Origin of the sequence: Azospirillum sp. RU38E (assembly GCF_900188385.1) — a bacterium.
Lineage (GTDB): Bacteria > Pseudomonadota > Alphaproteobacteria > Azospirillales > Azospirillaceae > Niveispirillum.
On the sequence record NZ_FZOI01000020.1, the window covers coordinates 17655 to 43043 of the forward strand.

General features: G+C 64.9%; 18 protein-coding genes. 7 read left to right on the top strand and 11 right to left on the bottom strand.

The window, feature by feature from the left end:
- Positions 1 to 122 precede the first annotated feature (122 nt).
- The 5 genes from pgmB to CHB97_RS22025 form a co-directional block, all read right to left on the bottom strand.
- A complete protein-coding gene (pgmB, locus tag CHB97_RS26915) occupies positions 123 to 3209 on the bottom strand; it encodes a beta-phosphoglucomutase (RefSeq protein ID WP_089290171.1) in 3087 nt (1028 codons plus the stop codon).
- A gap of 137 nt (positions 3210 to 3346) precedes the next feature.
- Positions 3347 to 4027 (bottom strand): hypothetical protein, encoded by a 681-nt coding sequence (locus CHB97_RS22010; RefSeq protein WP_089290172.1) that lies wholly within the window; start codon positions 4025 to 4027, stop codon positions 3347 to 3349.
- 155 nt (positions 4028 to 4182) lie between these two features.
- Entirely contained in the window at positions 4183 to 5595 is a 1413-nt protein-coding gene (gene pyk, locus CHB97_RS22015) for a pyruvate kinase (RefSeq protein ID WP_089290173.1), read from the bottom strand.
- A 187-nt stretch (positions 5596 to 5782) separates the two neighbouring features.
- A complete protein-coding gene (locus tag CHB97_RS22020; protein WP_089290174.1) occupies positions 5783 to 7231 on the bottom strand; it encodes a DEAD/DEAH box helicase in 1449 nt (482 codons plus the stop codon).
- Between the two features lie 160 nt (positions 7232 to 7391).
- Entirely contained in the window at positions 7392 to 7850 is a 459-nt protein-coding gene (locus CHB97_RS22025) for a MarR family winged helix-turn-helix transcriptional regulator (RefSeq protein ID WP_089290175.1), read from the bottom strand.
- A 217-nt stretch (positions 7851 to 8067) separates the two neighbouring features.
- Between CHB97_RS22025 and CHB97_RS22030 the strand changes: the two genes are divergently transcribed.
- A complete protein-coding gene (locus tag CHB97_RS22030) occupies positions 8068 to 8487 on the top strand; it encodes an organic hydroperoxide resistance protein (RefSeq protein ID WP_089290176.1) in 420 nt (139 codons plus the stop codon).
- Between the two features lie 195 nt (positions 8488 to 8682).
- On the top strand, positions 8683 to 10044 hold the full coding sequence (locus CHB97_RS22035) for a phytase (protein WP_089290177.1): 1362 nt from the start codon (positions 8683 to 8685) through the stop codon (positions 10042 to 10044).
- Between the two features lie 46 nt (positions 10045 to 10090).
- On the opposite strand, the gene CHB97_RS22040 is transcribed toward CHB97_RS22035, so the two are convergent.
- A complete protein-coding gene (locus CHB97_RS22040) occupies positions 10091 to 11260 on the bottom strand; it encodes an amino acid aminotransferase (RefSeq protein ID WP_200820073.1) in 1170 nt (389 codons plus the stop codon).
- 219 nt (positions 11261 to 11479) lie between these two features.
- Here CHB97_RS22040 and CHB97_RS22045 point away from each other — a divergent pair, with 219 nt between their 5' ends.
- Positions 11480 to 12631 (top strand): DUF3667 domain-containing protein, encoded by a 1152-nt coding sequence (locus CHB97_RS22045; protein WP_089290179.1) that lies wholly within the window; start codon positions 11480 to 11482, stop codon positions 12629 to 12631.
- 60 nt (positions 12632 to 12691) lie between these two features.
- Here CHB97_RS22045 and CHB97_RS22050 read toward each other — a convergent pair whose 3' ends face one another.
- From CHB97_RS22050 to CHB97_RS22065, 4 genes are all read right to left on the bottom strand, one after another.
- Positions 12692 to 13681, bottom strand: coding sequence for a glucokinase (locus tag CHB97_RS22050; RefSeq protein ID WP_089290180.1), 990 nt, complete (start codon positions 13679 to 13681; stop codon positions 12692 to 12694).
- Between the two features lie 60 nt (positions 13682 to 13741).
- Entirely contained in the window at positions 13742 to 14788 is a 1047-nt protein-coding gene (locus CHB97_RS22055; RefSeq protein WP_089290181.1) for a LacI family DNA-binding transcriptional regulator, read from the bottom strand.
- 82 nt (positions 14789 to 14870) lie between these two features.
- Entirely contained in the window at positions 14871 to 16175 is a 1305-nt protein-coding gene (locus tag CHB97_RS22060; RefSeq protein WP_089290182.1) for a sugar MFS transporter, read from the bottom strand.
- Positions 16176 to 16414: 239 nt separating this feature from the next.
- On the bottom strand, positions 16415 to 18040 hold the full coding sequence (locus CHB97_RS22065) for an alpha-glucosidase (protein WP_089290183.1): 1626 nt from the start codon (positions 18038 to 18040) through the stop codon (positions 16415 to 16417).
- A gap of 287 nt (positions 18041 to 18327) precedes the next feature.
- Between CHB97_RS22065 and CHB97_RS22070 the strand changes: the two genes are divergently transcribed.
- The gene (locus CHB97_RS22070; RefSeq protein WP_200820074.1) at positions 18328 to 20742 is read left to right on the top strand and encodes a glucan 1,4-alpha-glucosidase; all 2415 of its coding nucleotides are present in this window, start codon (positions 18328 to 18330) and stop codon (positions 20740 to 20742) included.
- A 41-nt stretch (positions 20743 to 20783) separates the two neighbouring features.
- On the opposite strand, the gene CHB97_RS22075 is transcribed toward CHB97_RS22070, so the two are convergent.
- On the bottom strand, positions 20784 to 21710 hold the full coding sequence (locus CHB97_RS22075; RefSeq protein ID WP_089290184.1) for a Gfo/Idh/MocA family protein: 927 nt from the start codon (positions 21708 to 21710) through the stop codon (positions 20784 to 20786).
- A 148-nt stretch (positions 21711 to 21858) separates the two neighbouring features.
- Here CHB97_RS22075 and CHB97_RS22080 point away from each other — a divergent pair, with 148 nt between their 5' ends.
- The 3 genes from CHB97_RS22080 (at position 21859) to CHB97_RS22090 (ending at position 25324) form a co-directional block, all read left to right on the top strand.
- Positions 21859 to 22938, top strand: a complete 1080-nt coding sequence (locus CHB97_RS22080) for an aldose epimerase family protein (protein ID WP_089290185.1) — start codon at positions 21859 to 21861, stop codon at positions 22936 to 22938.
- Between the two features lie 63 nt (positions 22939 to 23001).
- Positions 23002 to 24336, top strand: coding sequence for an amidohydrolase family protein (locus tag CHB97_RS22085; RefSeq protein ID WP_089290186.1), 1335 nt, complete (start codon positions 23002 to 23004; stop codon positions 24334 to 24336).
- A 160-nt stretch (positions 24337 to 24496) separates the two neighbouring features.
- Positions 24497 to 25324, top strand: a complete 828-nt coding sequence (locus tag CHB97_RS22090; protein ID WP_160106150.1) for an enoyl-CoA hydratase/isomerase family protein — start codon at positions 24497 to 24499, stop codon at positions 25322 to 25324.
- Positions 25325 to 25389: the final 65 nt, after the last annotated feature.

Genomic DNA, 25389 nt, shown 5'->3' on the forward strand with positions numbered 1-25389 from the left:
GCTAAGGCGCATGATCGTTCCCTCTCTTACTCCCTGTAGGGGATTAAGGGAACTTCGTTAACGATTCCATAACCGCACCCACCCGCCTCCGTACTTATGAGATAGATCAATTCGGCGAGCCTTTAAGCAGTCTTAAGCGATGATTTGCCCTCTCTATTGTCTGCGGCAGCGACCACATCCGGCAGGTCGATCTCCCCGACACGGGGGAATACCGTGTCGGCCTGCTTCAGCAACGCCCGGTCGCCGATGCCGATGGCGACCATGCCGGCGGCCTTGATGGCGGTGATGCCGGCCTGGCTGTCTTCAATGCCGATACATTCACCGGGTGCAACCCCCAGGGCAGCGGCCACCGACAGGAAGATGTCGGGGGCCGGCTTGGGGTGGGCGATGGCCCCGGCATCGGCCACATGGTCCAGCAGGTCCAGGATGCCCAGCCTGTCCAGCAGCGCGGGGGCATTGCGGCTGGCCGAGGCGACGCCGATCTTCAGCCCCGCCGCCCGCGCCTGGGCCAGCAGCGGCCGCACGCCGTCAAACAGGTCGGCCGGGCTGTAGCCGGCGATGATCGCCTGATAATAGCCGTTCTTGGTGTCGGTGGCCTTTTGCCGTGCTGCTGGCGAAAGGGTCAGGCCCGACCCGTCCAGCAGCATGGTCAGCGACGTGTCGCGGTCGATGCCTTTCATCGCTTCATTCCGGCGGCGGTCGAAGGGCACGCCCAGATCGTCGGCCAGCCGCTTCCACGCCTGATAATGCGCCTCTGCCGTGTCGGTCAGCACCCCGTCCAGATCAAAGATCAAGGCGCGGGCCGGCCAGGGGAAGGGGGAGAGCGCCAGGCAGTGGCTTTCCCCGGCGGTCAGGGAGAAAGGCTTGCCATAATGGTGAAGGGTCAGGGGCGCGCCCTCCAGCAGGCTGTAACAGGCGCCCGCCGCCGTCACCTGCAGCCGCAGCCGCCGCCCTTGCCAGAGGATGCCGAAGCCATAGGCGGCCCAGCCGGCAGGCAGGGTGGGGCGGAACCGGGCGATGCCGCCATGCCAGCGCAGGCCGCCAAAGCCCCAGGCGATGCCCAGCCAGCTCCCCGCCATGGCGGCCATATGTACGCCATGGCTGGCATTGCCATGCAGATCGTCCAGGTCCACCCGGGCGGTCTGGTGATAATAGGCCAGCGCCTTTTCCGCCTCCCCCAGTTCGGCGGCGATGATGGCATGGGTGCTGGGGGACAGCGTGCTGTCATGCACGGTGATCGGTTCATAATAGGCGAAATTGCGCCGCTTCAGCCCGCTATCCATGGCCTGCCCGGCCAGCAGCATGGCCTGTACCACATCGGCCTGCTTGCAGACCTGATGGCGGTACAGGGCCAGCGGATGGAAATGCAGCAGCAGGGGGAATTTATCCAACGGCGTGCCGGCGAAATCCCACAGCGGCTTGTCCAGGAAATCATCATCCTGCGGGGAGACGCCTAGCAGCGGGTCGGTGGGCAGATACATGGCATCTGCTGCCCGCTGCCAGAGATCGGCCTCCGCCGGCATCAACCCGATCTGCCCTGCCAGAACCGCCAGCCGGTCGGGCGCTTCCCGCGCCATGCGGCGGTAAAGGTCGGCGGCATGGGCCAGATGCGCCTGCGCCATGCTGTTGGTGTAAAAATTATTATTCACCAATGCCGTATATTCATCCGGCCCCGTCACCTCATGGATGGTGAAGACACCGCCCTTGCGCGGGTTGAAACGGCCGATCTGCGGCCAGATGCGTACCGTTTCAAACAGCATTTCCGCCAGATGGGTGTAAAGGAAGGTGCTGTCGCCCGTCACCTCCTCATAAAAGCGCACGGCAAAGGCGATATCGGCGTTGATATGATATTGCGCCGACCCGCTGGGATAATGGGCTGAACATTCATCCCCGGCGATGGTGCGCCAGGGGTAAAGCGCGCCGGTCGCATGGCCCATGGCCCGCGCATGGGCGCGGGCCCGTTCCAGCCCGCGCACGCGATATTCCAGCATCCGCCGCGCCAACCCCGGATCAGTCAGGGCCAGGGCGGGCAGCACGAAGGTTTCAGTATCCCAGAAATAATGACCCTCATAGCCTTCGCCCGTCAGCCCCTTGGCGGCGATGGAACTGGTGCCGGTGCGGCCGGTCGATTGGAACAGGTGGAACAGGTTGAAGCGGATGGCCTGTTGCAGGGCCGGGTCGCCCTCGATCGTCACATCGGCATCGCCCCAGAACTTGTCCAGTTCCTGGCGCTGACGGCGGGCGATACCATCCCAGCCCATGGCGCGGGCGGCGGCCAGCACGCCGCCCGTTTCCTCAAACAGGGCCTGGGCGATCTCCGGCCCGGCCTGTTCGGCGGTGCCATAGGCGACGAATTTCTCGATGGTCAATTCCTGTCCGGGTGTCAATGTGCCGCTGAACGGCTCCACCAGGGAATGCAGGGTCTGCCAGACCGGTTCCGCCGCAAGCCCCGGCCCCGGCCGGTGGGTCTGGCGGATGACGGCGATGCGCTGGCTGAAGCGGGCCTGCTGCACCAACCCCGCCGGCACGCCATTCTGTTCCACCGGCTGGCTGTCCACCCCGCCATGGCCCAGGGTGACGCCGATGCGCGGATCGTCGCCCTGTTTCTCCGCCCGCTTGCCCCATTGAATGCTGGAGAGCAGGGCCACTGGCCCGCTGTAATCCAGTGAGCGCACGGTCAGCCGCACCGCCATCAATTGCGGATGGGCGAGGGAGACCAGACGCTGACCCTCGATCTCTACCCTGGCCCCCTTGGGGCTGGTCCAGCGCAGGATGCGGCCCATGGTGCCGGCCTGCAGGTCCAGTTCACACAACAGCCCGTCCAGCAGGCCATCGCGTATATCCACCGGCTCATCCCCCAGCACGACGCGGATATATTTGCCATCCGCCACCGGCACGCGGGTGTCAGTGGCCGTGGCGAAGCCGGGGAACCGTTCATGATAATGGATCGGCGCCTGTTCGAAGAAATCGGCCAGAAAGGTGGCGTCGGTCAGGCTGGGCACCTCGTCAATGCCACCCCGGACGCCCAGGGTGCCATTGGCCAGGGCGAACAGGCTTTCATTCTGAGCCGCCTTTTCCGGATCATAGCCGGTACGCCGGATCACCCATCCGGTATCGCCGGGCAGTTCCGGTACGGCTGTCATGGCCTCCAGCGGCCGGCCCGGTTGCGGACCCATGGCCGGGCGGGTGGGGGGCACCCATTCCTGCACGCAAACCTCCTTCAACAGCGAAGGGCCCCGTCGGCGATCGGTTGCGGTCAGCACCGGGCGATGGGGCCTTGCCGGGGTATAACCCCGTTGAAGGGTGGTTGTTTCACAAGGCAGGTGTGGGGGAAGCGGGAGGGCGGTTATGCCGGCGGCGTCTCCGCCCGCCGCTTCTGGCGGGTGCGGGTCCACATCATCCAGCCCATGCCGATGGCCTGCAGGACCAGTCCGGTGATCACCACGAACATGGCCGGGCCGACGACACCATTATCGATCCCCAGCCGGAACCCGTTGATGGTGAACAGGATCAGCCGCACGGTCGGCATGATGATCCAGGCGAGATAGGGCAGGGCGATGGCCAGGGTCGGCCCCCGCAGGGCCGGGTCATGATGGCGCAGCAGCAAGATCAGGATCGGCGCGACCAGCAGAATCTGCGCCAGCATGGACAGCCCCATGATGACCCCGATCAGCGGGCCATAGGCGGTGGCAATGACCATCAGCATGATGATGGTGACCGCCCCCACCAGCAGGCCGGGCCAGATTGCCGGCGACTGGCCCAGAAACCGGCAATGGCCGATATAATCCAGCAATATTGCCAGATATATCAGCAGAAAGCCCGGCAGGAACAGCAGGCGCAGTTCCGGCTGGGTGGCGACCACATGTACGGCTGCACCCAGTGCCAGCGTCAGGCGGGCAATGGCCCAGGTGCCAACGCCGCGCAAATATGGATTACCCAGGCGAAAAAAGGCCAGCAGCGCGGCGGTGGCCAGGGCCACGGCCGTCATGTTCAGGAACAGCGGTGCCAGATTCAGGCTGGCTGGCAATCAAGGCTCCTGCGCACAGACAATGGCCCAATCATACAAATGTCGGACCTGCTGTTATGCCTACCTCGAAAGGATAGGAAAGTCAGCCCTTGATCGGCAGGGTGCCCCATAATCTTGCCGGGGCGGCTGCACGCCCGCCCCGGCCTTCGCACGCATCAAATCTTGGCGATGCGCAGATTGTTGGTGCTGCCGGACTGGCCAAAGGGAATGCCGGCCACGATGACGATACGCTGACCGCTCTGCGCGAAATCGGATGTCACGGCCAGTTCCTTGGCGCGGGTCACCATTTCCTCGTAATTGCCGACATCGCCGGTCTGGATGGCGTGCGCGCCCCAGACCAGGGCCAGACGGCGGGCGACATCGGCATTGGGGGTGGCGGCCAGCACGGCCACATCCGGCCGGTTGCGGGCGATACGGGCCACCGTATTGCCGCTGGCGGTGAAGGCGAAAATGGCGGCGGCCTTGATGGTGTCGGCCAGATCGGCAGCCGCCCCGGCCACAGCATGGGACGGGGTGCTGTCCAGCGCCGGCTCCAGTGCTGTGACGATGGGGCGATAGGCGCTGTGCCGTTCGGTGGAAGCGATGATTCGGCTCATCATCTCCACCGATTCCACCGGATATTGGCCCGATGCGCTTTCCGCCGACAGCATCACCGCATCGGCGCCATCATAGACGGCGGTGGCGACGTCGGAGGCTTCGGCGCGGGTGGGGGTGGGGGCGGCCACCATGCTGTCCAGCATCTGGGTGGCGACGATCACCGGCTTGGCGGCCAGACGCGCGGCGCGCACCAGTTCCTTCTGGCGGCCGGGCACCTGCTCGGGCGGGATTTCCACGCCCAGATCGCCGCGCGCCACCATGATGGCATCCGACAGGCGGATGATATCGTCGATCTTTTCCAGCGCCTGCGGCTTTTCGATCTTGGCCACCAGCCCGGCGCGGTCACCGATCAAGCCCTTGGCCTCCATCACGTCGGACGGGCGCTGCACGAAGGACAGGGCCACCCAATCCACGCCGAGCGACAGGCCGAAGGCCAGATCGGCGCGGTCCTTTTCCGTCAGCGGCGATAGGTCCAGCGCCGTGCCCGGCAGGTTGACGCCCTTGCGGTTGGAAATGACGCCATCCACCATCACTTCGGCGTCAATGGCATTGTCGGTGACGCCGCGCACGGTGACGCGCACCCGCCCGTCATCGATCAGCAGATCCTGGCCCGGCATGATGGCGGCGAAGATTTCCGGGTGGGGCAGGGGGATATTCTGCTTGGTCCCCGGCTCCTTGCCCAGAACGAAGCGCACCCGCTCGCCCTTCACCAGCTCTTCCTTGCCATTAACAAGAGTGCCGATGCGGATCTTCGGGCCCTGCAGATCCTGCAGGATGCCGATGGGGCGGCCGACTTCCTTTTCCAGGGCGCGGATGGCGGCATGGACCTTGGCATGGTCCTCATGCGTGCCATGGCTGAAATTCAGCCGGAACACATCGGCCCCGGCCAGGAACAGTTCGCGCAGCTTTTCCGGCGTATTGCTGGCCGGGCCGACGGTGGCGACGATCTTGGCGTGACGATGGCGACGCATGGGGACGGTGCTTCCTTCCTGAAACGGATTGGCGGCCGACGGGTGCGGCCACTCGTTATCCCTTTCTACCACCGATCCGGGCGGATTTGATCCCCCAACATGCGGGATGGGGCAAAAAATGTAACCCCATTACAAGAATCGGCGCTTGAAAGGGATGTGGCGTTTCAGGAAGCAAGCCAGCGGGGTCTTACCCCGCTGAGGGGCGCGGGCCGCGCGGACCCCGCTGGGCATTGCCATTGCCTGCGCCGCTGGCGGCGGCCGGCTTGGCACCGGCACCACCGCCGCCACCGTTACCACGGTGCCGGCGACGGCGGCGGGCGGGATCGCCCTGCTTCTCTCCACCGGCCTCTTCTGTGGCGCGCGGGGCTGGCCGGGCGGCGCGGGGCGCATCACCCCGGTTGCCGGCTGGCTTGGCCTGGGTCGGGCGGGCGCCTTCCGGCCGGGGACGGCGCGGGCGTTGCGGCTGGGCCGGCCGATCGGGCTTGGGTGTCGGCAGGGCGGCAGCGGCGGCCGGCAGCATCGTATCGGGGGCGATGGTCTGGCGTGTCAGCTTCTCAATCGCCCGCAGCAGCGGCCGCTCACCGGGGGTGACCAGGGAGACGGCGCGGCCTTCCCGACCCGCCCGGCCGGTGCGGCCGATGCGGTGCACATAGGCTTCGGCCACTTCCGGCAGGTCGAAATTGAACACATGGGTCACACCATCCACATCAATGCCGCGTGCAGCAATGTCGGTGGCGACCAGCGCGCGGGTTTCGCCATCGCGGAAGGCGTTCAGCGCCCGTTCGCGGGCATTTTGCGACTTGTTGGCGTGATAGGCGGCGGCCTCGATCCCCGCACCGGCCAGCTGGGCGGCCAGCCGGTTGGCGCCATGCTTGGTGCGGGTGAAGATGATCGCCCCCTTCACCGCCGGGTCGCGCAGCAGCGCCACCAGGGTGGGGGCCTTCTGTGCCGGTTCCAGCATGATGACGGACTGGGCGATACGCTCCACCGTGGTGGAAGGCGGTGTCACCTCCACCCGAACATGTTCGCGCAGCAGGCCGGCGGCCAGGGTGGAAACCTGATCGGGCATGGTGGCGGAGAAGAACATGGTCTGCCGCTTCTTCGGCAGGGCGGCGACGATCTTCTTCACCGCCGGCAGGAAGCCCATGTCCAGCATCCGGTCGGCTTCATCCAGCACGAAATATTCCACCGCATCCAGCCGGCACTTGCCCTGTGCCATCAGGTCGATCAGGCGGCCGGGCGTGGCCACCAGGATATCGATCCCGGCCGAAAGCTGGCGGATTTGCGGATTGATGGAAACGCCGCCATGCACGACGGCGATATTCTTGTCCAGCTGGATGCCCAGCAGGTCGAATACAGCGCTGACCTGAATGCCCAGTTCGCGGGTGGGCACCACCACCAGGGCGCGCGGCGCGCCGGGGCGCGCCCGGCCGCCACTGTTGGCCAGCGCTTGCAGCACGGGCAGGGCGAAGGCGGCGGTCTTGCCGGTGCCCGTCTGGGCCAGACCCAGAACATCGCGCCCGGCCAGGGCTGCCGGCAGGGCGGCGGCCTGGATGGGGGTAGGCTTGGAATAACCGGCGGCAATCAGACCAGCATTCAGGGGAGCCGTCAGGCCCAGCGTCGAGAAATCATCCATGGAGAACTGAAAATCCTTGTAAGCTCTGCCGGCCGCGCATGTCGCGGCCGCCCGGCTTCTTTGGGGCCGCCGGTGCCCATCCTCGCTGTATGCAGGCCATGGCGCCCCCAACACAAGCGGGCTTTCCGGCCCGCTGGCATGTGTGGAACGGCGGTAGGTGTTAACCCTTGCCCGTGGTGGATTGCTCCAGCGCCGCCGCCAACCGCTTCAGCGTGCTGCGCAGTTCCACAATATCGGGCAGGTCCATGCCGGTGGCATGGCCAATTTCCAGCGGGATGCGGCGGGCCTTTTCCCGCATGGCGCGGCCCTCTTCCGTCAGGTCGATGCGCACCACCCGTTCATCGGCCGTATCCCGCCGGCGGGTGACGATGCCCTGAGCCTCCAGCCGCTTCAGCAACGGGGTCAGGGTGGCGCTGTCCAGCCCCAGCCGCTCCCCCAATACCCGCACGGGCAGCCCGTCCCCCTCCCACAGTACCAGCATCACCAGATATTGCGGATAGGTCAGGCCCAGCGCATCAAGCCGGGGGCGATAGGCCCGCGTCATGGCGTGGGACGCCGAATAGAGCGAGAAGCAAAGCTGCTCCGACAGCAACAAAGGGTCGCGGGCGTCGTTTTCCATGGGATGGGTCGTTTCAAGGCTCGTCTGGTCAAGCCGACCATAACACGACTGCTGCCAAAGCGGCACCAGCATCAAAAACGCATAGCAAGCGATCTATTCGCGCCCGATCAAAATGCTTGCGAGCGATCAATTATCGTGCGATCTATATCCCATCAAACGGGGCGCGCTGCGGCGGCCCGCCTGCCAACCGAAACAAGACCGACCAGGAGATATCATCATGAAGATCCTTTATACCGCGACGGCCAAGGCAACCGGTGGCCGTGATGGTCGCGCCACCTCTGACGACGGCCTGCTGGATGTGGCGCTGGCCGCGCCCAAGGCGCTCGGCGGGGCCGGTGGCGCCACCAACCCGGAACAGCTGTTCGCCGCCGGCTATTCGGCCTGTTTCATCGGCGCGCTGAAATTTGTCGGCGGGCGTGACAAGATCGCCGTGCCGGCCGATGTCTCGGTCACCGCCAATGTCGGCATCGGCCCGCGTGATGATGGCGAAGGGTTCGGCCTGGATGTGACGCTGAATGTCAGCCTGCCGGGCCTGGATGCCGCTGCGGCGGAAGATCTGGTGGCCCGTGCGCACAAGGTCTGCCCCTACAGCCATGCCACCCGTGGCAATATCAATGTGGCCACCAAGCTGGTTTGATCCGGCCTTGAGGCACCCCAAAACCCCCGTGGCGCCCGCCACGGGGGTTTTTGTTTTCACGAAACTGTCTTGGTCCCTGTGATAGCTCTGGGCTTTGCCGTTCAGGCAGCGTTCAGGTCGGCCCCGCCAGGATGCCGCCATCCAGACAGGGCCGGTCCCGGCCCCGGTTGATCGCATGAGACCAAGGAGTTGACGATGAAGGCCCCCTCCGCCGCCCTGTTGACGGCGCTGCTGCTGCTGTCCGCCTGTTCACCGGAAAAGAAAGCGGAAGTGCCCCCGGCACCGCCCGCCAGCGCGTCGCAGGCCGGACCGGTGGCGGTGGCAGAGGCCGCGCCGGTGCTGGAGGTGGCCCCTGGCCAGCCCGATGATGAGCGGAAGGGCGATGCCGACGATCCGGCCTTCTGGCTGAACCCGGCCGATCCGGCCAAAAGCCTGGTGATCGGCGCGGTGAAGAATGCCGGCCTGCGCGTCTATGACCTGTCGGGCAAGCTGGTGCAGCGTCTCGATCCTATCGCCGATGGCCGTTACAATAATGTGGATGTCGCCTATGGGCTGAAGCGTCCGGACGGCAGCCGTATCGATATCGCTGTGGCCAGCGACCGGGGCGGCGACCGGTTGATCGTCTGGCGCATTGACCCTACGGCCCCGGGCGGCCCGTTGGTCGATATCACCGACCTGTCCCAGGGCCAGGTCTTCCCCACCCGCCGTGCGCCGGACGGTTCGGGGGAGGTGGAAAATCCCGTTACCGACCAGCACAGCGCCTATGGCCTGACGCTCTGGCATGACAAGGCCACCGATACGGTCAGCGCCATCATTGCCCAGCGCAAGGAAGGCCGGCTGGTGCAGCAGCGGCTGGTGGTGAAACAGGACGGCACGGTTGGCCATGAATGGGTGCGGGCCTGGGATTTCCCCTATAGCCACAAGGGCCAGGATCTGACGACCAAGGAATGGTCGCCGCAATTTGAAGGCATGGTGGTGGATGAGGAACGGTCGATCCTGTTCGCTGGGCAGGAGGATGTGGGCCTGTGGCGGGTGAACCTTGCCACCGGCGTGGCAGACGACAAGCCCTTCTATGAAACCCGGGGGGCGACCGACAGCCCGTTCAATAATCCCGACAGCCGGGTCGTGCGGGATGTGGAAGGGCTGGCGCTGTATCGCGGGGCCAATGGTCAGGGCTATCTGGTGGTCTCCAGCCAGGGCAGCGCCCATGGCGATGATCCCAAGTCGGATGGGGCCGGGCTGGATGATACATTCGCCGTGTTCGAACGTGGCGGCGATAACCGCTATCTCGGTTCCTTCCGCATCATGGCCGCCAATGGCGTGGATGGGGTACAGGAATGCGACGGGGCGGAGATCGTCTCCTTCGTGCTGCCCGGATATCCGCAGGGCCTGCTAATGGTGCAGGATGGCTATAATGACGATCTGAACGGGATGAGCGGCAAACCCGCCTCCACCAATTTCAAGTTCGTCTCCTGGGCGGATGTTGTCAGCGCTTTCCCCGTACCGCTGCCGGTGCAGCCGGGCGGGCATGACCCGCGGGCCGGTTTTGTGCCGTAACGATCAGAAAAAAGGGGGCCGCGATTCGGCGGCTCCCTATTAACGCTCACACGCAGGCGGCCACCGCCTGGGCAAAGCGGCTGGCGGTTTCCACCGTCAGCCCGGCAATGTTGATGCGGCCCGAACCGGCCATATAGACGGCATGTTCGGTGCGCAGCCGGGCCACCACCGGCGGCGACAAGGGCAGCAGGCTGAACATGCCATGCTGTTCATTGACATGGGCCAGCGCCCCGCCATGGCTGGCCAGCGCACGGCGCACGGCGCGCAGCCGGTCGCGCATCTGGTCCAGCTCCACCTTCCAGTCGGCGGTCAGGGCCGGATCGTCCAGCAGCAGGGCGATGGCGGCGGCGCCATGGTCGGGCGGCATGGACCAATTGGCGCGGGCCAGCAGCAGCATGTTGGAATTCACCCGCTCCGCATCGGCGGCATCGGCCACCTGGGCGAACAGGGCGCCGACCCGTTCCCGGTAGACGCCGAAATTCTTGTCGCAGGAATAGGCGACCAGCGCCTCCGGGCAGCGCTGCAGCACCAGCCGCACGCCGGCCGCATCCTCTTCCATCCCCTGGCCCAGCCCCTGATAGGCCAGATCCAGCAGGGGGAACAGGCCGCGCGCCTGCATCAGCTCGGCCACCGCCGCCCATTGCTCCAGGTTCAGGTCGGCGCCGGTGGGGTTGTGGCAGCAACCATGCAGCAGCACCACATCCCCGGTTACCGCCTTGTCCAGGGCCGCCATCATCTCATCAAAGCACAGGCGCTGGCTGGCCACATCGAAATGGCGGAACGTCTCCACCTTCAACCCGGCGGCCCCCATGACCGGCGGATGGTTGGGCCAGGTCGGCGTGCCGACAAAGACGCGGGCACCGGGACGCGAGGCGGCGATCAGTTCCGCCGCCAGCCGCAACGCGCCGGTGCCGCCCGGCGTTTGCACGCCGGTCAGCCGGGCGGCATCCACCGTATTGCCAAAGGCAAGCTTGGCCATGTGGCGGGTGAAGGCGACATTGCCCTCTGGTCCCAGATAGGACTTGCTGTCCTGGCTTTCCAGCAGGCGGCGTTCCGCCGCCTTGACCGAGCGCATCACGGGGGTGTGGCCATCATCATCACGATAGACGCCGACCCCCAGATCCAGCTTCTGCGGGCGCGGATCGTCGCGGTAAAGCCCGATCAGGGCCAGAAGCGCGTCAGCGGGCTGCGGGCGCAGCGGGGCGAAGAAGGACATGGTTCGCAAAGCCATCCGTTTGGGGAGCAGGGAGCGGAATCATAGCCCCATCGGGCGGCAATTTCCCTGCGATATCGCCGGGAAACAGCCCTGTCCCCATCGCAAACCATCGCCCTTCCTGGGGAAAATTGCGCAAGCGCCGCGCTTCTCCCAAGTAAGCGCTTGAAAGCCGGGCGGCCGCACTGGCACCTTCCCTTGTTGGGGGTATCGGGGGGTAACATGAGTGGGGATTTCGAATCGGTGGGGGCCATGGCCACCGCCGGGCTGGCGGCATCGGTGCTGGAGCCTGATCAGGCCCATGGCAAGGGGCATGGCCATGGCAATTGTGCTAATTGCGGCACCGCCCTGGTGGGCAGCTTCTGCCATGCTTGCGGGCAGGTGGGGCATGTCCACCGTTCCATGCTGCATATTGTGGAGGAATTCTTCCACGGCATCCTGCATTTCGACGGCAAGGTCTGGCACACGCTGCCCGCCCTGATCCTGTGGCCGGGCCGGCTGACGCGTGATTACATCCAGGGCCACCGGGTCCGCTATGTCTCCCCGCTGGCCCTGTTCCTGTTCACCGTCTTCATGATGTTCATGGTATTTTCCCTGGCCGGCGTCGCCAAGCTGCCGGAAGGCGGGGTGGCGGCGGATAACAGGGGTGTCGCCACCGCCCTGGCCAGCCTGGAAGAGGACTTGGCCGATGCTAGGGCCAAGCTGGACGCTGCCACCGTGAAACTGGCAGAGGTGGAAGGGGCTGGTGGCGATGTGGCATCGGCAAAACAAGCCCAGGCCAAGGCGCAAGCGGATGTGGCCGACGCGCAGACGGCCCTGGAAGCGGTAAAACAGACGGTATCTGCGACGGCTGGCCCCGCCGCGCCGGACGGCAAGGAACTGGACCGCAACACGCAGCTGGGCCAAGTCTTGAGCAAGAATACCAATCTGAATATCGGCAATCCGGCGTTTGAAGCCAAGATCAAGCACAAGCTGGAGAACCCGGACCTGCTGCTCTACAAGCTGCAGAATACGGCCTATAAATTTTCCTGGATGCTGATCCCGATCTCGCTGCCTTTCCTTTGGCTGCTGTTCTTTTGGCGTCGTGATGTGGTCATGTATGACCACGCCATCTTCGCGCTTTATTCCCTGTCTTTCATGTCACTGCTGTTTATCGCTTTGTCGCTCCTGCTGAAAAGCAGCAGTGGTTGGGCGTCCAGCCTGACGGATATTCTGCTGCTGGCCCCACCGGTGCACATGTTCTTCCACCTGAAGGGCACCTATGCCCTGGGGGTTGGCGGCGCCCTGTGGCGCACCGTTGCCCTGTTGCTCATCACCGCCATCACCAGCAGCCTGTTCCTGCTGTTCATCCTGTCGATGGGGGTGTTGGGGTGATTGCTTCCCTGTTGCCGATGGCTTTCCAGGAAAAGGCCATCGGCAACGGTCAGCGTTAGATCACCCCCCATGCGCCGCGCGGCGGACCTTGGCGGCAAGGCCCAGGAAGGCCGGGTAGGGGTGGGTGACGACATAGGTGGGCACCGGCCCCAGGAAGGCGCGCATCCGGCCCTTTTCCACAAAGCGCTTGCGGAAGCGGCTGTGGCTGAACCAGCCCAGGAAACGGGGGATGATGCCGCCGGCAATATAGACCCCGCCGCGCGCCCCCACCGACAGGGTGAGATTGCCGGCGATGGAGCCCAGCATGGCGCAGAACATGTCCAGCGCCTCCACACAAACCTGATCGCGGCCGGCCACTGCGCGGTCGGAAATCTCCGCCGCCGTCAGCTTCTTCGGCTCCACCCCTTCCAGGAATGCCAGTGTTTCGTACAGGTTCACCAGACCGGGACCGCAGACGACGCGTTCAGCCGAGACATGCTCATATTGTTTGCGCAACTGCGCCAGCACCGCACTTTCGCGGTCGGTGATGGGGGGCATGGTGACATGGCCGCCCTCGGTCGCCAGGGCCGTCCAATGGCCATTGTCGCCCGGTACAAGGGCGGAGACGCCCAACCCGCTGCCGGGCCCCAGCACGGCGATGGGGTGGCCGGCCACGGGCGCGCCGTCGCCCACCTGCACCTTGTCCTCTTCCCCCAGTTCGGGGATGGCCAGGGCCACGGCGGTGAAATCATTGATCACATCCAGATGCGTCAGCCCCAGATCGTGCTGCACGCCCTTGATGGAGAATTCCCAGGCCAGATTGGTCATGCGGATCAGGTCGCCCAGGATGGGGGAGGCGACGGCGAAGGCGGCCACCTTGGGCGCCACCGGCAGTTTCTGTTCCAGCAGATAGAAACGGGCCGCATCGGTCAGCGTCGGGTAATCGGCGCAGCGCAGCACCTGTTCGGCATAGGGCGCGCCATTTTCACCCACCAGGGCGAAACGGGCATTGGTGCCGCCGATATCGGCGATCAGGAAGGGGGCCTGGTTGGTCGCGGTGCCGTCGGTCATATCTGGCTTCCTGGCAGGGCTGGGGCTGGATGGGAAAAATGTTTATGAGAGGGAACAAACTCAACTGGGCGCGCGGGCGGTGGATGCCCGGATGATCAGCTTATGGTCAAGGTGACGGTGGGGCAGGGGATTGTCCCACACGCCGGCATCCTTGCGGCGGATCAGTTCCACCAGCATGTCGGCCGCCGCTTCCGCCATGGCCGTGACCGGCTGATGGATGGTGGTCAGTTGCGGCCAGACCTGCGCGGCGATGGGCATATCGTCGAAACCGACGATGGAAAGCTGTTCCGGCACGGCAATGGAAAGCTGGCGGGCGGCGGCAATGGCACCGGCCGCCATTTCATCATTGCTGGCCAGAATGGCGGTGGGGCGGTCAGGCCGGTTCAACATGCGCATGGCGCATTCCATACCGGTTTCAAAGGAGAATTCGCCCTGTTCCACCAGATCGGGCACCGGGGCCAGCCCCCGGTCGGCCAGCGCCTCGCAGAAACCGGCATAGCGCAGGCGGGTGGCGGCGTGGGCCTGCTTACCCTTGATGAAGCCGATGCGGCGATGGCCCAGGGCCAGCAGATGATCGGCCAGATCGCGCGTCGCCTGCCATTCATCAATGCGCACGATGGGGGAGGTGTCGATATCCCGGTCGGGCGCGATGCGCACATAGGGTACGGCGGCGCGCTGAAGCACATTCAGGATGATCGGATTGTCCGTCACCGGCGGCAGCAGCACCACGCCGGCCATGCGGACCTGATTGACCAGCATCCCCGCCCGGTCGGCCACGTCAGCCGCCTTATAGTCGATTTCCTCGACCAGCAGATGGTATCCGGCCAGCCGGCAGCGGTTCAACATACCCAACTGGATATCGTGGGTATATTGGCCGCCGGTATCGCCATAGAACAGGCCGATCAGGAAGGACCGTTCACCAGCCAGGGAGCGGGCCGACATGCTGGGCTGATAGCCCAGCTGGGTGACGGCCGCCATCACCTTTTCCCGCACCGCGTCGCGGACGTTCGGCTCCTTGTTCATCACCCGCGATACGGTCTTGATCGACACGCCGGCCAGATCGGCCACATCATTGATGGTGGGCTTGCGGGTGCGGGGCGGGGCCATGCGTCTCTCCGACAGGGGCGCTTCCAAGTGGGGCGGGATGCTGCCGGCCAGGAAGGGCCGCCGACATCCCGCCCTGGTACGTTTACTTGGCCAGCGCCACGCCCGCCTTGGCCTGCCGGCCGACGCGGTTTTCCAGCACCGACCGGGCGCAGAGCATGGCGAAGACGATGATGGAGAGATAGCACAGCACCGGCACGAACAGGGCGGCGTGCAGGTTGGTCATGTCGGCGATCTTGCCGGTGAGCACCGGCACCAGCGCCCCGCCGACAATGGCCAGACACAGCAGGCCCGAGGCGGCCGGCGTCTGGTCATCCATGTCCTTCACCGAGAGCGAGAAGATGGTGGGGAACATGATGGAGTTGAACAGGCCGATCCCCAGCACGGCATAGGCGGAGACAACACCCGTGGTCAGGGCCGAGACGGTGGCAAGGGCTGCCGCGATCAGGGCGCAGACGGCCAGCACGCGGGCCGGCGACACCTTGGACATCACCACGGAACCGATGAAGCGGCCAACCATGGCCCCGCCCCAATAATAGGCCAGATAATGGGTGGCGCTATGTTCCGGCAGGGCCAGCGTGCTTTCCAGGCCCAGATAATTGATCATCAGGCTGCCGATGGCCACTTCCGCACCGACATAGGTGAAGATGCAGAGCGCGCCAAAGGCCAGACGCGGATTTTCCGACAAGGACGGCATGTGCCAGTGGCTGGTCTCCCGGCGTTCCACCTTCTCATTGCCGCGCAGGGTCCAGAAGGCGATGGCGATGGCGAACATCACGCCGGCCAGTATCAGACAGGGTGTTTCCAGCACGCGCAGGGCGGTGGCGGCATCAACACCCGTCGCCGGGGCCGCACCGTCGGTCACCGCGTCGAAAATGATATAGCCGGCGACCAGCGGGGCGATCATGGTCGCCACCGAATTGAAGGCCTGGGCCAGGGTCAGGCGCTGCGGTGCCGTGGCGGCCGGCCCCAGGCCGGAGGCCAGCGGGTTCATCACCACCTGGATCATCGTCACGCCGGTGGCGATGACGAACAGGGCTGCCAGGAAGACCCAGAACTTGGCGATTTCAATGGCGGGAATGAACAGCAGGATGCCGATACCCACCGTGCTGAAACCGACAATGGCCCCGCGCAGATAGCCCAGACGGTCCAGCACGCGGCTGGCTGGCAGGGAGATCAGGAAATAGGCCATGAAATAGCAGAACTGGGTGAGCATCGCCTCGGTATAGCTAAGCTCGAACGCGCCTTTGAACTTTGCCACCAGCGGATCGACCAGCACGGTGACAAAGCCGACAATGAAGAACAGCATGAAGGTGAAGGGCAACATTTTGGTCGCCACCGGGAAGGTGGACGAACCCCCCGTGGCGGCTGAGGAAACGGACTGCGCCAAGGCGACCTCCCTAACGGATTATTGCCGGTTTGATTGACCGTACCATGTGGCAAAGCATGACAACGCTGTCGACAGAATTCCGCCGAACGGTCAGCATTTTTCTCGCTTTTTGTAATTAAGCAACAAAAATTGCATAGGGTTTGGTTATTTTGCTGCGTTGCAGCATGGTTCTCTTGCGAGTGCGTCCAGCGTTCGCCTTGGTTTCTTTGTGGTAACCGGTGGACAACATGCTGCAACTGCTAAATGGCCTCGACAATAAGGGCAGCAAAGGCAGGTAATTCCGTTTCGGTCAATCGCGCACCATTGATCGCCTGCAGCGTCTGCCACGCGGACATATCGGGCAGCTGCAAGGGGACTGATTCCGCCGACAGGTTGAACAGGCAGAGCAGCCGGCGATTGCCATAGGTCCGTTCCATGCCCAGCAGGGGCGGGGGCAAATCGCGGAAGCTGGTTTCCCCCCAGCGCAGCGCCGGGTCTTCCCGCCGCAGGGCCAGCAGCCGGCGGGTGACATGCAAGGTGCTGTCGGGGTCGGCCTCCTGCCGATCCACCGCCAGGGGGCGGTGGCGCGGGTCAAGCGGCAACCAGGGTTTGGCCCGGCTGAACCCGCCCTGTGGCGCCTCGGCCAGCCACGGCATCGGCGTGCGCGCACCATCGCGGCCCAGCGTATGGGGCCAGTTGGCGATGGCTTCCGGGTCCACCAGATCGTCAAACGCCACCTCCGCCTGCGGCAGCCCCAACTCCTCCCCGTAATAAAGGAACAGGGTGCCGGGCAGGCAGAGCAGCAGGGCATTCAACAACTTGGCCTGTGCGGGGGTGGCTGCCCCCATGGCCCAGCGGCTGAGCGCGCGCGGTGCATCATGGTTGGAGAAGGTCCAGGACGGCCAGGCCCCGCCCGATGCCTGTTGCCAGCCCTCAATCACCTGCCGGGGCAGGGCGGCATCCAGCGCCCAGCGATAGAGGAAGGCGAAATTATAGGCCGTGTGGCAGCACTTGCCGGGCTGTGTGTAATCCGCCACCAGGGAGAAGGGGGCTTCCCCCAGTTCCGCCACCATGAAGCGGTCGCCATAGCCATCCACCAGCCGGCGCAATTCCTCAATGAAATCCAGCGTTTCGGGCTGGGAGATATTGTGCAGTGCCTGCTGGAACTCCACCGGCCGTTTCGGTGCTGTGGCCGCCTTGTTGGGCGGGTTGTCGCGCAGCAACCGGTCATGGGTGAAGAAATTGGCGGCGTCCAGCCGCAACCCGTCCGCCCCCCGGTCCAGCCAGAAACGAGCGATATTCTTGATGGCTTCCTGCACGGCCGGGTGATGCACATTCAGGTCCGGCTGAGAGGACAGGAAATTATGCATGTAATATTGCCGACGGCGGGCATCCCAGGTCCAGGCCGGTCCGCCGAAGATGGATTGCCAATTGTTGGGCGGGCTGCCATCGGGCTTGGCATCCTGCCAGACATACCAGTCGGCATGGTCATTGCGCCGATCCTGCCGGCTGGCCTGGAACCAGGGATGGTCTGCCGCCGTGTGGGAATAGACCTGATCGATCACCAGCCGCAGGCCCAGCGCATGGGCGCGTTCCACCAGGGCATCCCAATCCGCCATGGTCCCGAAAATCGGATCGATATCGCAATGATCGGATATATCGTAACCGAAATCATCCATGGGTGACTTGAAGAAAGGCGAGATCCAGACACTGTCCACGCCCAGGGCGGCAATATAATCCAGCCGGCCCAGCAGGCCCGGCAGATCGCCGATGCCATCGCCATTGCTGTCGGCGAAGCTGCGCAGATAGACGTGATAGATGACGCCGCCCTGCCACCAGGGATGGCCGGGCCCTGCCGGGCTGGCCTGCTGTTGCTGATCAACCATGATGGATGTCCGAGTTCCGCTTCCAAGTCGGGTTGCACTCGGGGTTTGTTCCTGCTGTCGTTGGTGCTGTTACCCACCACCGACGGTTCCCCCCAATTTATCCGATCCGATCATAGGGGGCGGCTTCCGGCACCTCCAGCAGGCGCATACGTATTCGCCGAAAGGGTGCGCCGCAGCACATACGTATTCAGGCCGCGCCAGCCGGCCGGCTTGGGTCATCAATGGGATAGCCAAGGCGGCGGCGCAGGGTGCCGGGGCCGGCAACAAGCGTTGAAATGGGGAGTGAGATGAACAGGAAGATGATGGCGCGCCAGGTACTTGGCCCCTTTGCCGCCCTGCTGCTGGCGGGCACCGGTCTGGCGGCCCCGGTGGAACAGGTGGCGCCCGGCGCCCCCGGTGCCGCCGCCACCTGGGCCTATTCCGGCAAGACCGGCATCGGCACATCCTACGAATCCTATCAGAATGGGCGCTATCAGGATGGCGGGGCCACCGGCCCGGTCTCCCGCGTCTGGTTCTCCCTGGCCCATGGCATCGTTACGGAGACGATGCGCGGCCAGATCCATGAGGCGCAGTTGCGCGAGCTGCAATTTGCCATCAAGGGCGACGGTTTCCTGCATCTGGAAGCGGGCGATATGGACAGCCATATCGACTATCTGCACCAGGATGCGCAGGGCCGCCCGCTGTCGCTGGCCTATCGCATCATCAACCGCGACCGCCAGGGCCGGTATGAGGTGGAGAAACATGTCTTCACCGACCCCGACCGTGATGTGCTGTTCATCCGCACCATTTTCCGGGCGCTGACGGCCGATATCACCCCGGTGCTGCTGGCCGATCCGCAGATGGCGGGCACCGGCGGCGGTGACCGGGCGGACAGCAGCGGCGGCACCCTGGATGCGTGGGAAGGGGCCAATGCCCTGTCCATTCGTTCCGCTACCGGTTTTACCCGCACATCTGTTGGCTTTGTCGGGGCATCGGATGGGCTGACGGGCCTGCGTCGCGATGGCGTGCTGCCCGCCTATCAGACCAGTGGCACCCGCACCGGCAATGTCGCCCTGGCAGGCGAACTGCCCAAGGTGGCCAAGGGGACGGAGCGGGTGCAGGATATCGTCATCGGTTTCGGGGCTGACAAGGCGGCCGCAGCGGCGGCGGCAGATGCCAGCCTGCGCCGTGGCTATAGCGCCGTGCTGGCCGCCTATAATGGCGAAGGCGATGCGGTGGGCTGGGAGGATTATCTGGCCAGCCTCGCCCCGCTGCCCGATCTGGCCGCCACGGCCACCGATGGCGGCAAGCTTGCCTATGTCAGCGCCATGGTGTTGAAGGCGCAGGAGGATAAGACCCATGCCGGGGCGCTGATCGCCTCGCTCTCCGCGCCCTGGGGCGACACGGTGTCGGCGGAGACATTCGCCACCGGTTACAAGGCGGTGTGGCCGCGCGATTTCTATCAATGCGCCATGGCGTTGCTGGCGTTGGGCGACAAGCAGACCCCGCTGGCCGCCTTCAATTATCTGAAAACCATCCAGGTCCGCCCGGATACCAAGGGCAACAAGGGCGCGACCGGCTGGTTCCTGCAAAAGACCCATGTGGATGGCACGCGCGAATGGGTGGCGGTGCAGTTGGACCAGACGGCCATGCCCATCATGCTGGGCTGGAAACTGGCGCAGGCCGGCGTGCTGGACAAGGCCACGCTGAACGCGATGTGGGCGGATATGCTGAAGCCGGCCGCCGATTTCCTGGTCACGGGCGGTAAGCCCGGCATCGACTGGAACAATAAGGACACCGTCACCCCGCCCGCCACCCAGCAAGAACGGTGGGAGGAACAGGGCGGCTATTCCCCCTCCACCACGGCGGCCGTGGTGGCCGGTCTGGTGGCGGCGGCGGAGATTGCCGAGGGGGCCGGCGATCCGCAATCCGCCGCCCGCTACCGCGAAAAGGCCGATGCCATCAATGCCCGGATCGAGGCGACGATGTTCACCACCAGCGGCCCCTATAAAGAGCGCGGCGGCAATGGCCGCTATTTCCTGCGCATCACCCAGAATGACAATCCCAATGACAAGGGGCCGCTGACTGCCCGCAACGGCAAACAGGCGCTGACAGAGGATATCTATCTGGATGCCGGTTTCCTGGAACTGGTGCGTTATGGCGTGCGCCGGGCCGACGCGCCTTCCATCCTGGACAGTCTGCCGGAACTGGATGATACGGGCCTGCCCGATGAGGTGCGGGTGAAGTACCTGTTCAAATTCCCCGGCGATGACGGCATCTATCCCGGCTGGCGCCGCTATGGCAATGACGGTTATGGGGAAGATGTGCGCAACGGCGCCAATTACGGCACCGGGGAACTGGAAGGCGGCATGGGGGCCGGCCAGCGCGGCCGCGTCTGGCCCATTTTCACCGGCGAACGCGGGCATTATGAACTGGCAGCGGCCAGCCTGAAGCCCGGTGGGGCGACGCCGGCCGATATCGACGCCATCCGCCGCACCTATGCGCGCGGCATGGAGAAATTCGCCAATGAAGGGCTGATGATCCCGGAACAGGTCTGGGATGGGGTGGGCGTTGCCCCGCCCGGCTATAGCCTGGGCCAGGGCACCAATTCCGCCACGCCCTTGGCCTGGAGCCATGCGGAATATGTGAAACTGCTGCGGTCGCTGCATGACCGCCGGGTCTGGGACTGGTACGCGCCGGTGGCGGCGCGTTACGCAAAATAACCCAACGGGGCGGCGGGGCGTAACCCGCCGCCCCGTTCCGTTTACCAGTGGAAGGCGTCAACCGTGCGGCGATCGCCGCGCAGGAAAGCGTCAGCCACCAGATGCAGCGGCGCTATATCGGCATCGATGCCAGCATTGGGCACCAGCTCGGCAAAGCGACGGTACAGGCCGGGATATTCCTGTTCCTTCTGTTCCACCTGCGCCACGCCATCAATGGACATGGCCGCCCCGCCGCGCGACAGGGCCAGCACGCCGTCTTCGGCCTCCACCGTGATATCCCAGCTTTGCGGGCCGGTCTGCAGCCAGTGGAAATCGGCAGTCACCGGCAGGCCCGCCACATCCTTGAAGGACAGGGCGGCCGTCACCGGGGATTGCCGGTTGGCTGGGAAATCCAGCGTCGCCTGTTGCAGGATCAGCGGGTTGGGCAGGATGGCGGTGATGATCGACAGGGCATTGATGCCGGGGTCGAACACGCCCAGCCCACCCGGTTCCCACACCCAATCCTGGCCGGGGTGCCAATGGCGCACATCTTCCCGCCAGGTGATATGCACGCGGCGCAACCGGCGCTGGGCAATCCATTCCTTGGCCGGAATGACCGCCGGGGCGTAACGGGAATGCCAGGTGGCCATCAGCGCCAGTTTGCGCTGACGGGCCAGATCGATCAGATCATGCACCTCCGTCACCGTGGCGCCGGGCGGCTTTTCCATCATCACATGGCGCCCGCTTTCCAGCACGAAACGGGCAATCTCATGCCGGCTCTGCGGGGGGGTGCAGATGGAGACGGCCTCAATCTCCGGATGGGCGGCCAGCATTTCCGCCACATCATGATAGCTGGGCAGCCCATCGACCGTGGCGTGGCGGCTGGCCACGGCTACCAGATCGAAATCCGGGTTGGCATGAATGGCGGGGAAATGCTGGTCGCGGGCGATCTTGCCAACACCGACCAGCCCGAGCTTGATAGCAGCCATGGGCGGTTTCCAATCCTTCCTGTTCGGCCTGTCACTGCCCCGGCGGTGCGGCCGGGGCAAGGCGACCGTTTCATTGGCATCATTTATATGATTAGTTCGGCAACACCAACCATAAACAATGGCCCCCCAGCAGACGGGAATGATCGGGATGGAAACAAGAACGGCGGAATGCAGGCCCTTCGGCCAATTGAAACGGGGGGACAGCGTTGATTGCATTACCCTGCGTAATGGGGCGCTGTCGGCCAGCATCCTGACCATGGGCGCCACGTTGCAGGGGCTGGTGGTGCCGGACCGGGCGGGAGAGCCGGCCGATATTGTTCTGGGGCATGACGATCCGCAGGTCTATCTGGATCATGCCTGCTATCTGGGCAGCGTCGTCGGCCGCTATGCCAACCGCATTGCCGGCGGCCGTTTCAGCCTGGATGGGCAACCATGCCAAGTGGATGTGAATAACGGTCCCAACAGCCTGCATGGCGGGACCGGCGGCTTCCATCAACGAATCTGGCAGGTGGCGGGGCTGACGGCCGATCCGGTACCGCAGGTAACCCTTTGCCTGGACAGCCCGGATGGCGACCAGGGTTTCCCCGGTCAGTTGCGCGCCAGCGCCACCTATCGCCTGCATGAAGACCGGCTGGAACTGCTGCTGGAGGCGGTCAGCAACGCCCCCACCATCGTCAACCTGACCGGCCATGCCTATTTCAACCTAGCCGGTCAGGCGGCGGGGCGGGACATCAGCGGCCATCATCTGGAAATCGCCGCTGACAGCTTTCTGCCGGTGGATGCCACCGCCATCCCCAGCGGTCCGCCTCAGCCGGTGGCCGGCGGCTGGTTTGATTTCACCCGGCCCCGGCGGGTGGGCGCGGGGCTGGAAGGCGGCGGCGATCCGCAACTGGCGCTGGGTCATGGCTATGACCATGATTTTGTGCTGCGCGCCGGCCGTCAGCCGGAACCAACCTTCGCGGCCCGCCTGTCGGAGCCGGAAAGCGGCCGGGTGGTGGAGGTCTGGACAACCGAACCCGGCTTGCAATTCTATACCGGCAATTTCCTACCCGATGGCTTGCCCGGCAAGGGGGGCGCCACCTATGGCCGGCGCGGCGGCCTGTGCCTGGAGCCGCAGACCCATCCGGATACGCCCAACCGCCCGGAATTTCCCCCCTGCCGGCTGGCCCCCGGCCAGATTTACCGCCACCGGATTCTTTATCGTTTCAGCAGCGATGCGGGGGCTTGATCAGCCCCCGTTTCTACCGCATCCAGACTATCCCGCAACCAATGATAAGAAAAGGACAGGGTCATGAAACGGGGCAAGATTGCTACATGGATGGCCGGGCTGCTGCTGTCGGCCGCCTGCCTGCCAGCCATGGCGGAGACCAGCATCATCCATGCCGGCCATCTGCTGGCCGTGCCGGGTGAAAAGGTGCTGGAACAGCAGAGCATCATCGTCAGTGATGGGCGCATCAAGGATGTGCGCCCCGGCTATCTGGATGCGGCGGCGGCAGGGGTGGCCGATGCCAAGGTGATCGATCTGAAGGATGCCTGGGTGCTGCCCGGCCTGATCGACCTGCATGTGCATTTCGGCGGGGAGCTGGGGCCCGGCAGCCAGTTGGAAGAGGTGCAGGAAGACCCGGAAGAGACGGTGCTGAAAGGGGTTGCCTATGCCGGGCGCACCCTGCAGGCCGGCTTCACCACGGTGCGGGAACTGGGATCGCCGGCCCGCACCGGCTTTGCGCTCCGTGATGCCATCAACCAGGGTGCGGTGGAGGGGCCGACCATCTATGCCGCCGGGCACATGATTTCCATCACCGCCGGCCATGGCGACGCCAATGGTTTCAGCGAGGCGGTGACCCATGCGCTGCGGCCGGAAAGCGTGTGCAACGGCGCGGATGATTGCCGCCGCGCCGTGCGCGAACAGATCCGCATGGGGGCCGATGTCATCAAGCTGGCCACCACCGGCGGCGTTTTGTCCAACATCGCCGCCGGCACCGGACAACAGATGTTCGATGACGAGATCAAGGCCATCATCGACACCGCCCATCTGATGGGCAAGCGCGTCGCCTCCCACGCCCATGCCGCGGCTGGCATCAATGCCGCGCTGCGGGCCGGCGTGGATACGGTGGAACATGGCAGCTACCTGGATGCCGAGTCCATCAAGCTGTTCCGCCAGACCGGCGCCTATCTGGTGCCGACCCTGCTGGCCGGCCATACGGTGACGGAGCTGGCGCGCAACAGCACCACCCTGACCCCCGCCCAAAAGGAAAAGGCCCTGGAGGTGGGGCCGAAGATGCAAGCCTCCTTCGGGGGGGCGGTGAAGGCCGGGGTGAAGGTGGGTTTCGGCACCGACAGCGGTGTCAGCCACCATGGGCTGAATGCGCAGGAATTCAAGCTGATGGTGGATGCCGGCATGGCGCCGGCCGACGCCATTCGTTCCGCGACCGTAACGGCGGCGGAGGTGCTTGAAAAACAAAACAGAATTGGTGCCATCCGTACTGGTCTGGATGCCGATATCATCGCCGTGACGCGCGATCCGCTGGCCGATGTCACCGCCCTGCAGCAGGTGGCCTTTGTCATGCGGCGCGGTCTGGTGCATCGCAGCGGCGGCCAGCCGATTGCCTTCGTCCCGGTCCCGTAACTCACTATATCGATTCGATCTAACCTTCAAACTGGCGTGCCAAAGAATATTCCCCATTGGCCTATTGATGGGGCAATGTTGTTATATCAGGAAACAAACGGCGATGCCGGTAAGGGCAGAGAGACCGTTACACCCTGTCTATCGCGTTGGGAGGTGCAACATGGGATCGGATTGCCTGATCTATACCCGCCATGCCACAGAAGGTGTGGCGGAGATCATTTTCAATCGGCCCGCCGTGCTGAATGCCATGAATGTGGAAATGGCGGCCACGCTGGCCGGCATGGCGACGGAGGCGGCCAACGACCCGGCGGTGCGGGTGCTGGTACTGACCGGCCGTGGTACCAGCTTCATGTCGGGCGGGGACATCCCGGCCTTCCACAAGATGCTGTCGGCCCCGGCCGCTGAACGGCGGGATTATTTCACCAAGCTGATGGATTTCACCCATCAGTCCATCACCGCCCTGCGCCGCATGGAAAAGCCGGTGATTGCCGGGGTGCATGGCACGGCGGCGGGCCCCGGCCTGGGCATTGTGCTGGCCTGCGATCTGGTGGTGGCATCCGACCGGGCGGTCTTCCAGATGGCCTATGGTCCCCTGGGCACTACGCCCGATGGTGGGGCCACCCATTCGCTGCCCCGTCTGGTCGGTTCCCGCCGGGCGGCCGAACTGGCCCTGCTGGACCGTCGGCTGACGGCGGCAGAGGCGCTGGAACTGGGTATGGTCAACCGCGTCTGCCCGGCCTCGCGTCTGGCGGAGGAAACGCGCTGCACCGCCCGTCAGCTGGCCTTTGGCGCGGCCACGGCGTCGGGGCGGACCAAGCGGCTGCTCTATCTGTCGCTGGAACATAATTTCCAGCAGCAATTGACGGCGGAACGGGAAACCTTCCTGGCCGCCATCGACAGTGCTGAATTTGCCGAGGGCATCACCGCCTTCGTGGAACGCCGCCGCCCGCAATTCAGCCGCTGTGTCATGCCGGCCTGCGCTGAGTAGTACCAATCTCCCTTGATCACGGCCGATCGAGGGAGATTTTATGTTCCCTCAGGAGCCGGCCTCCA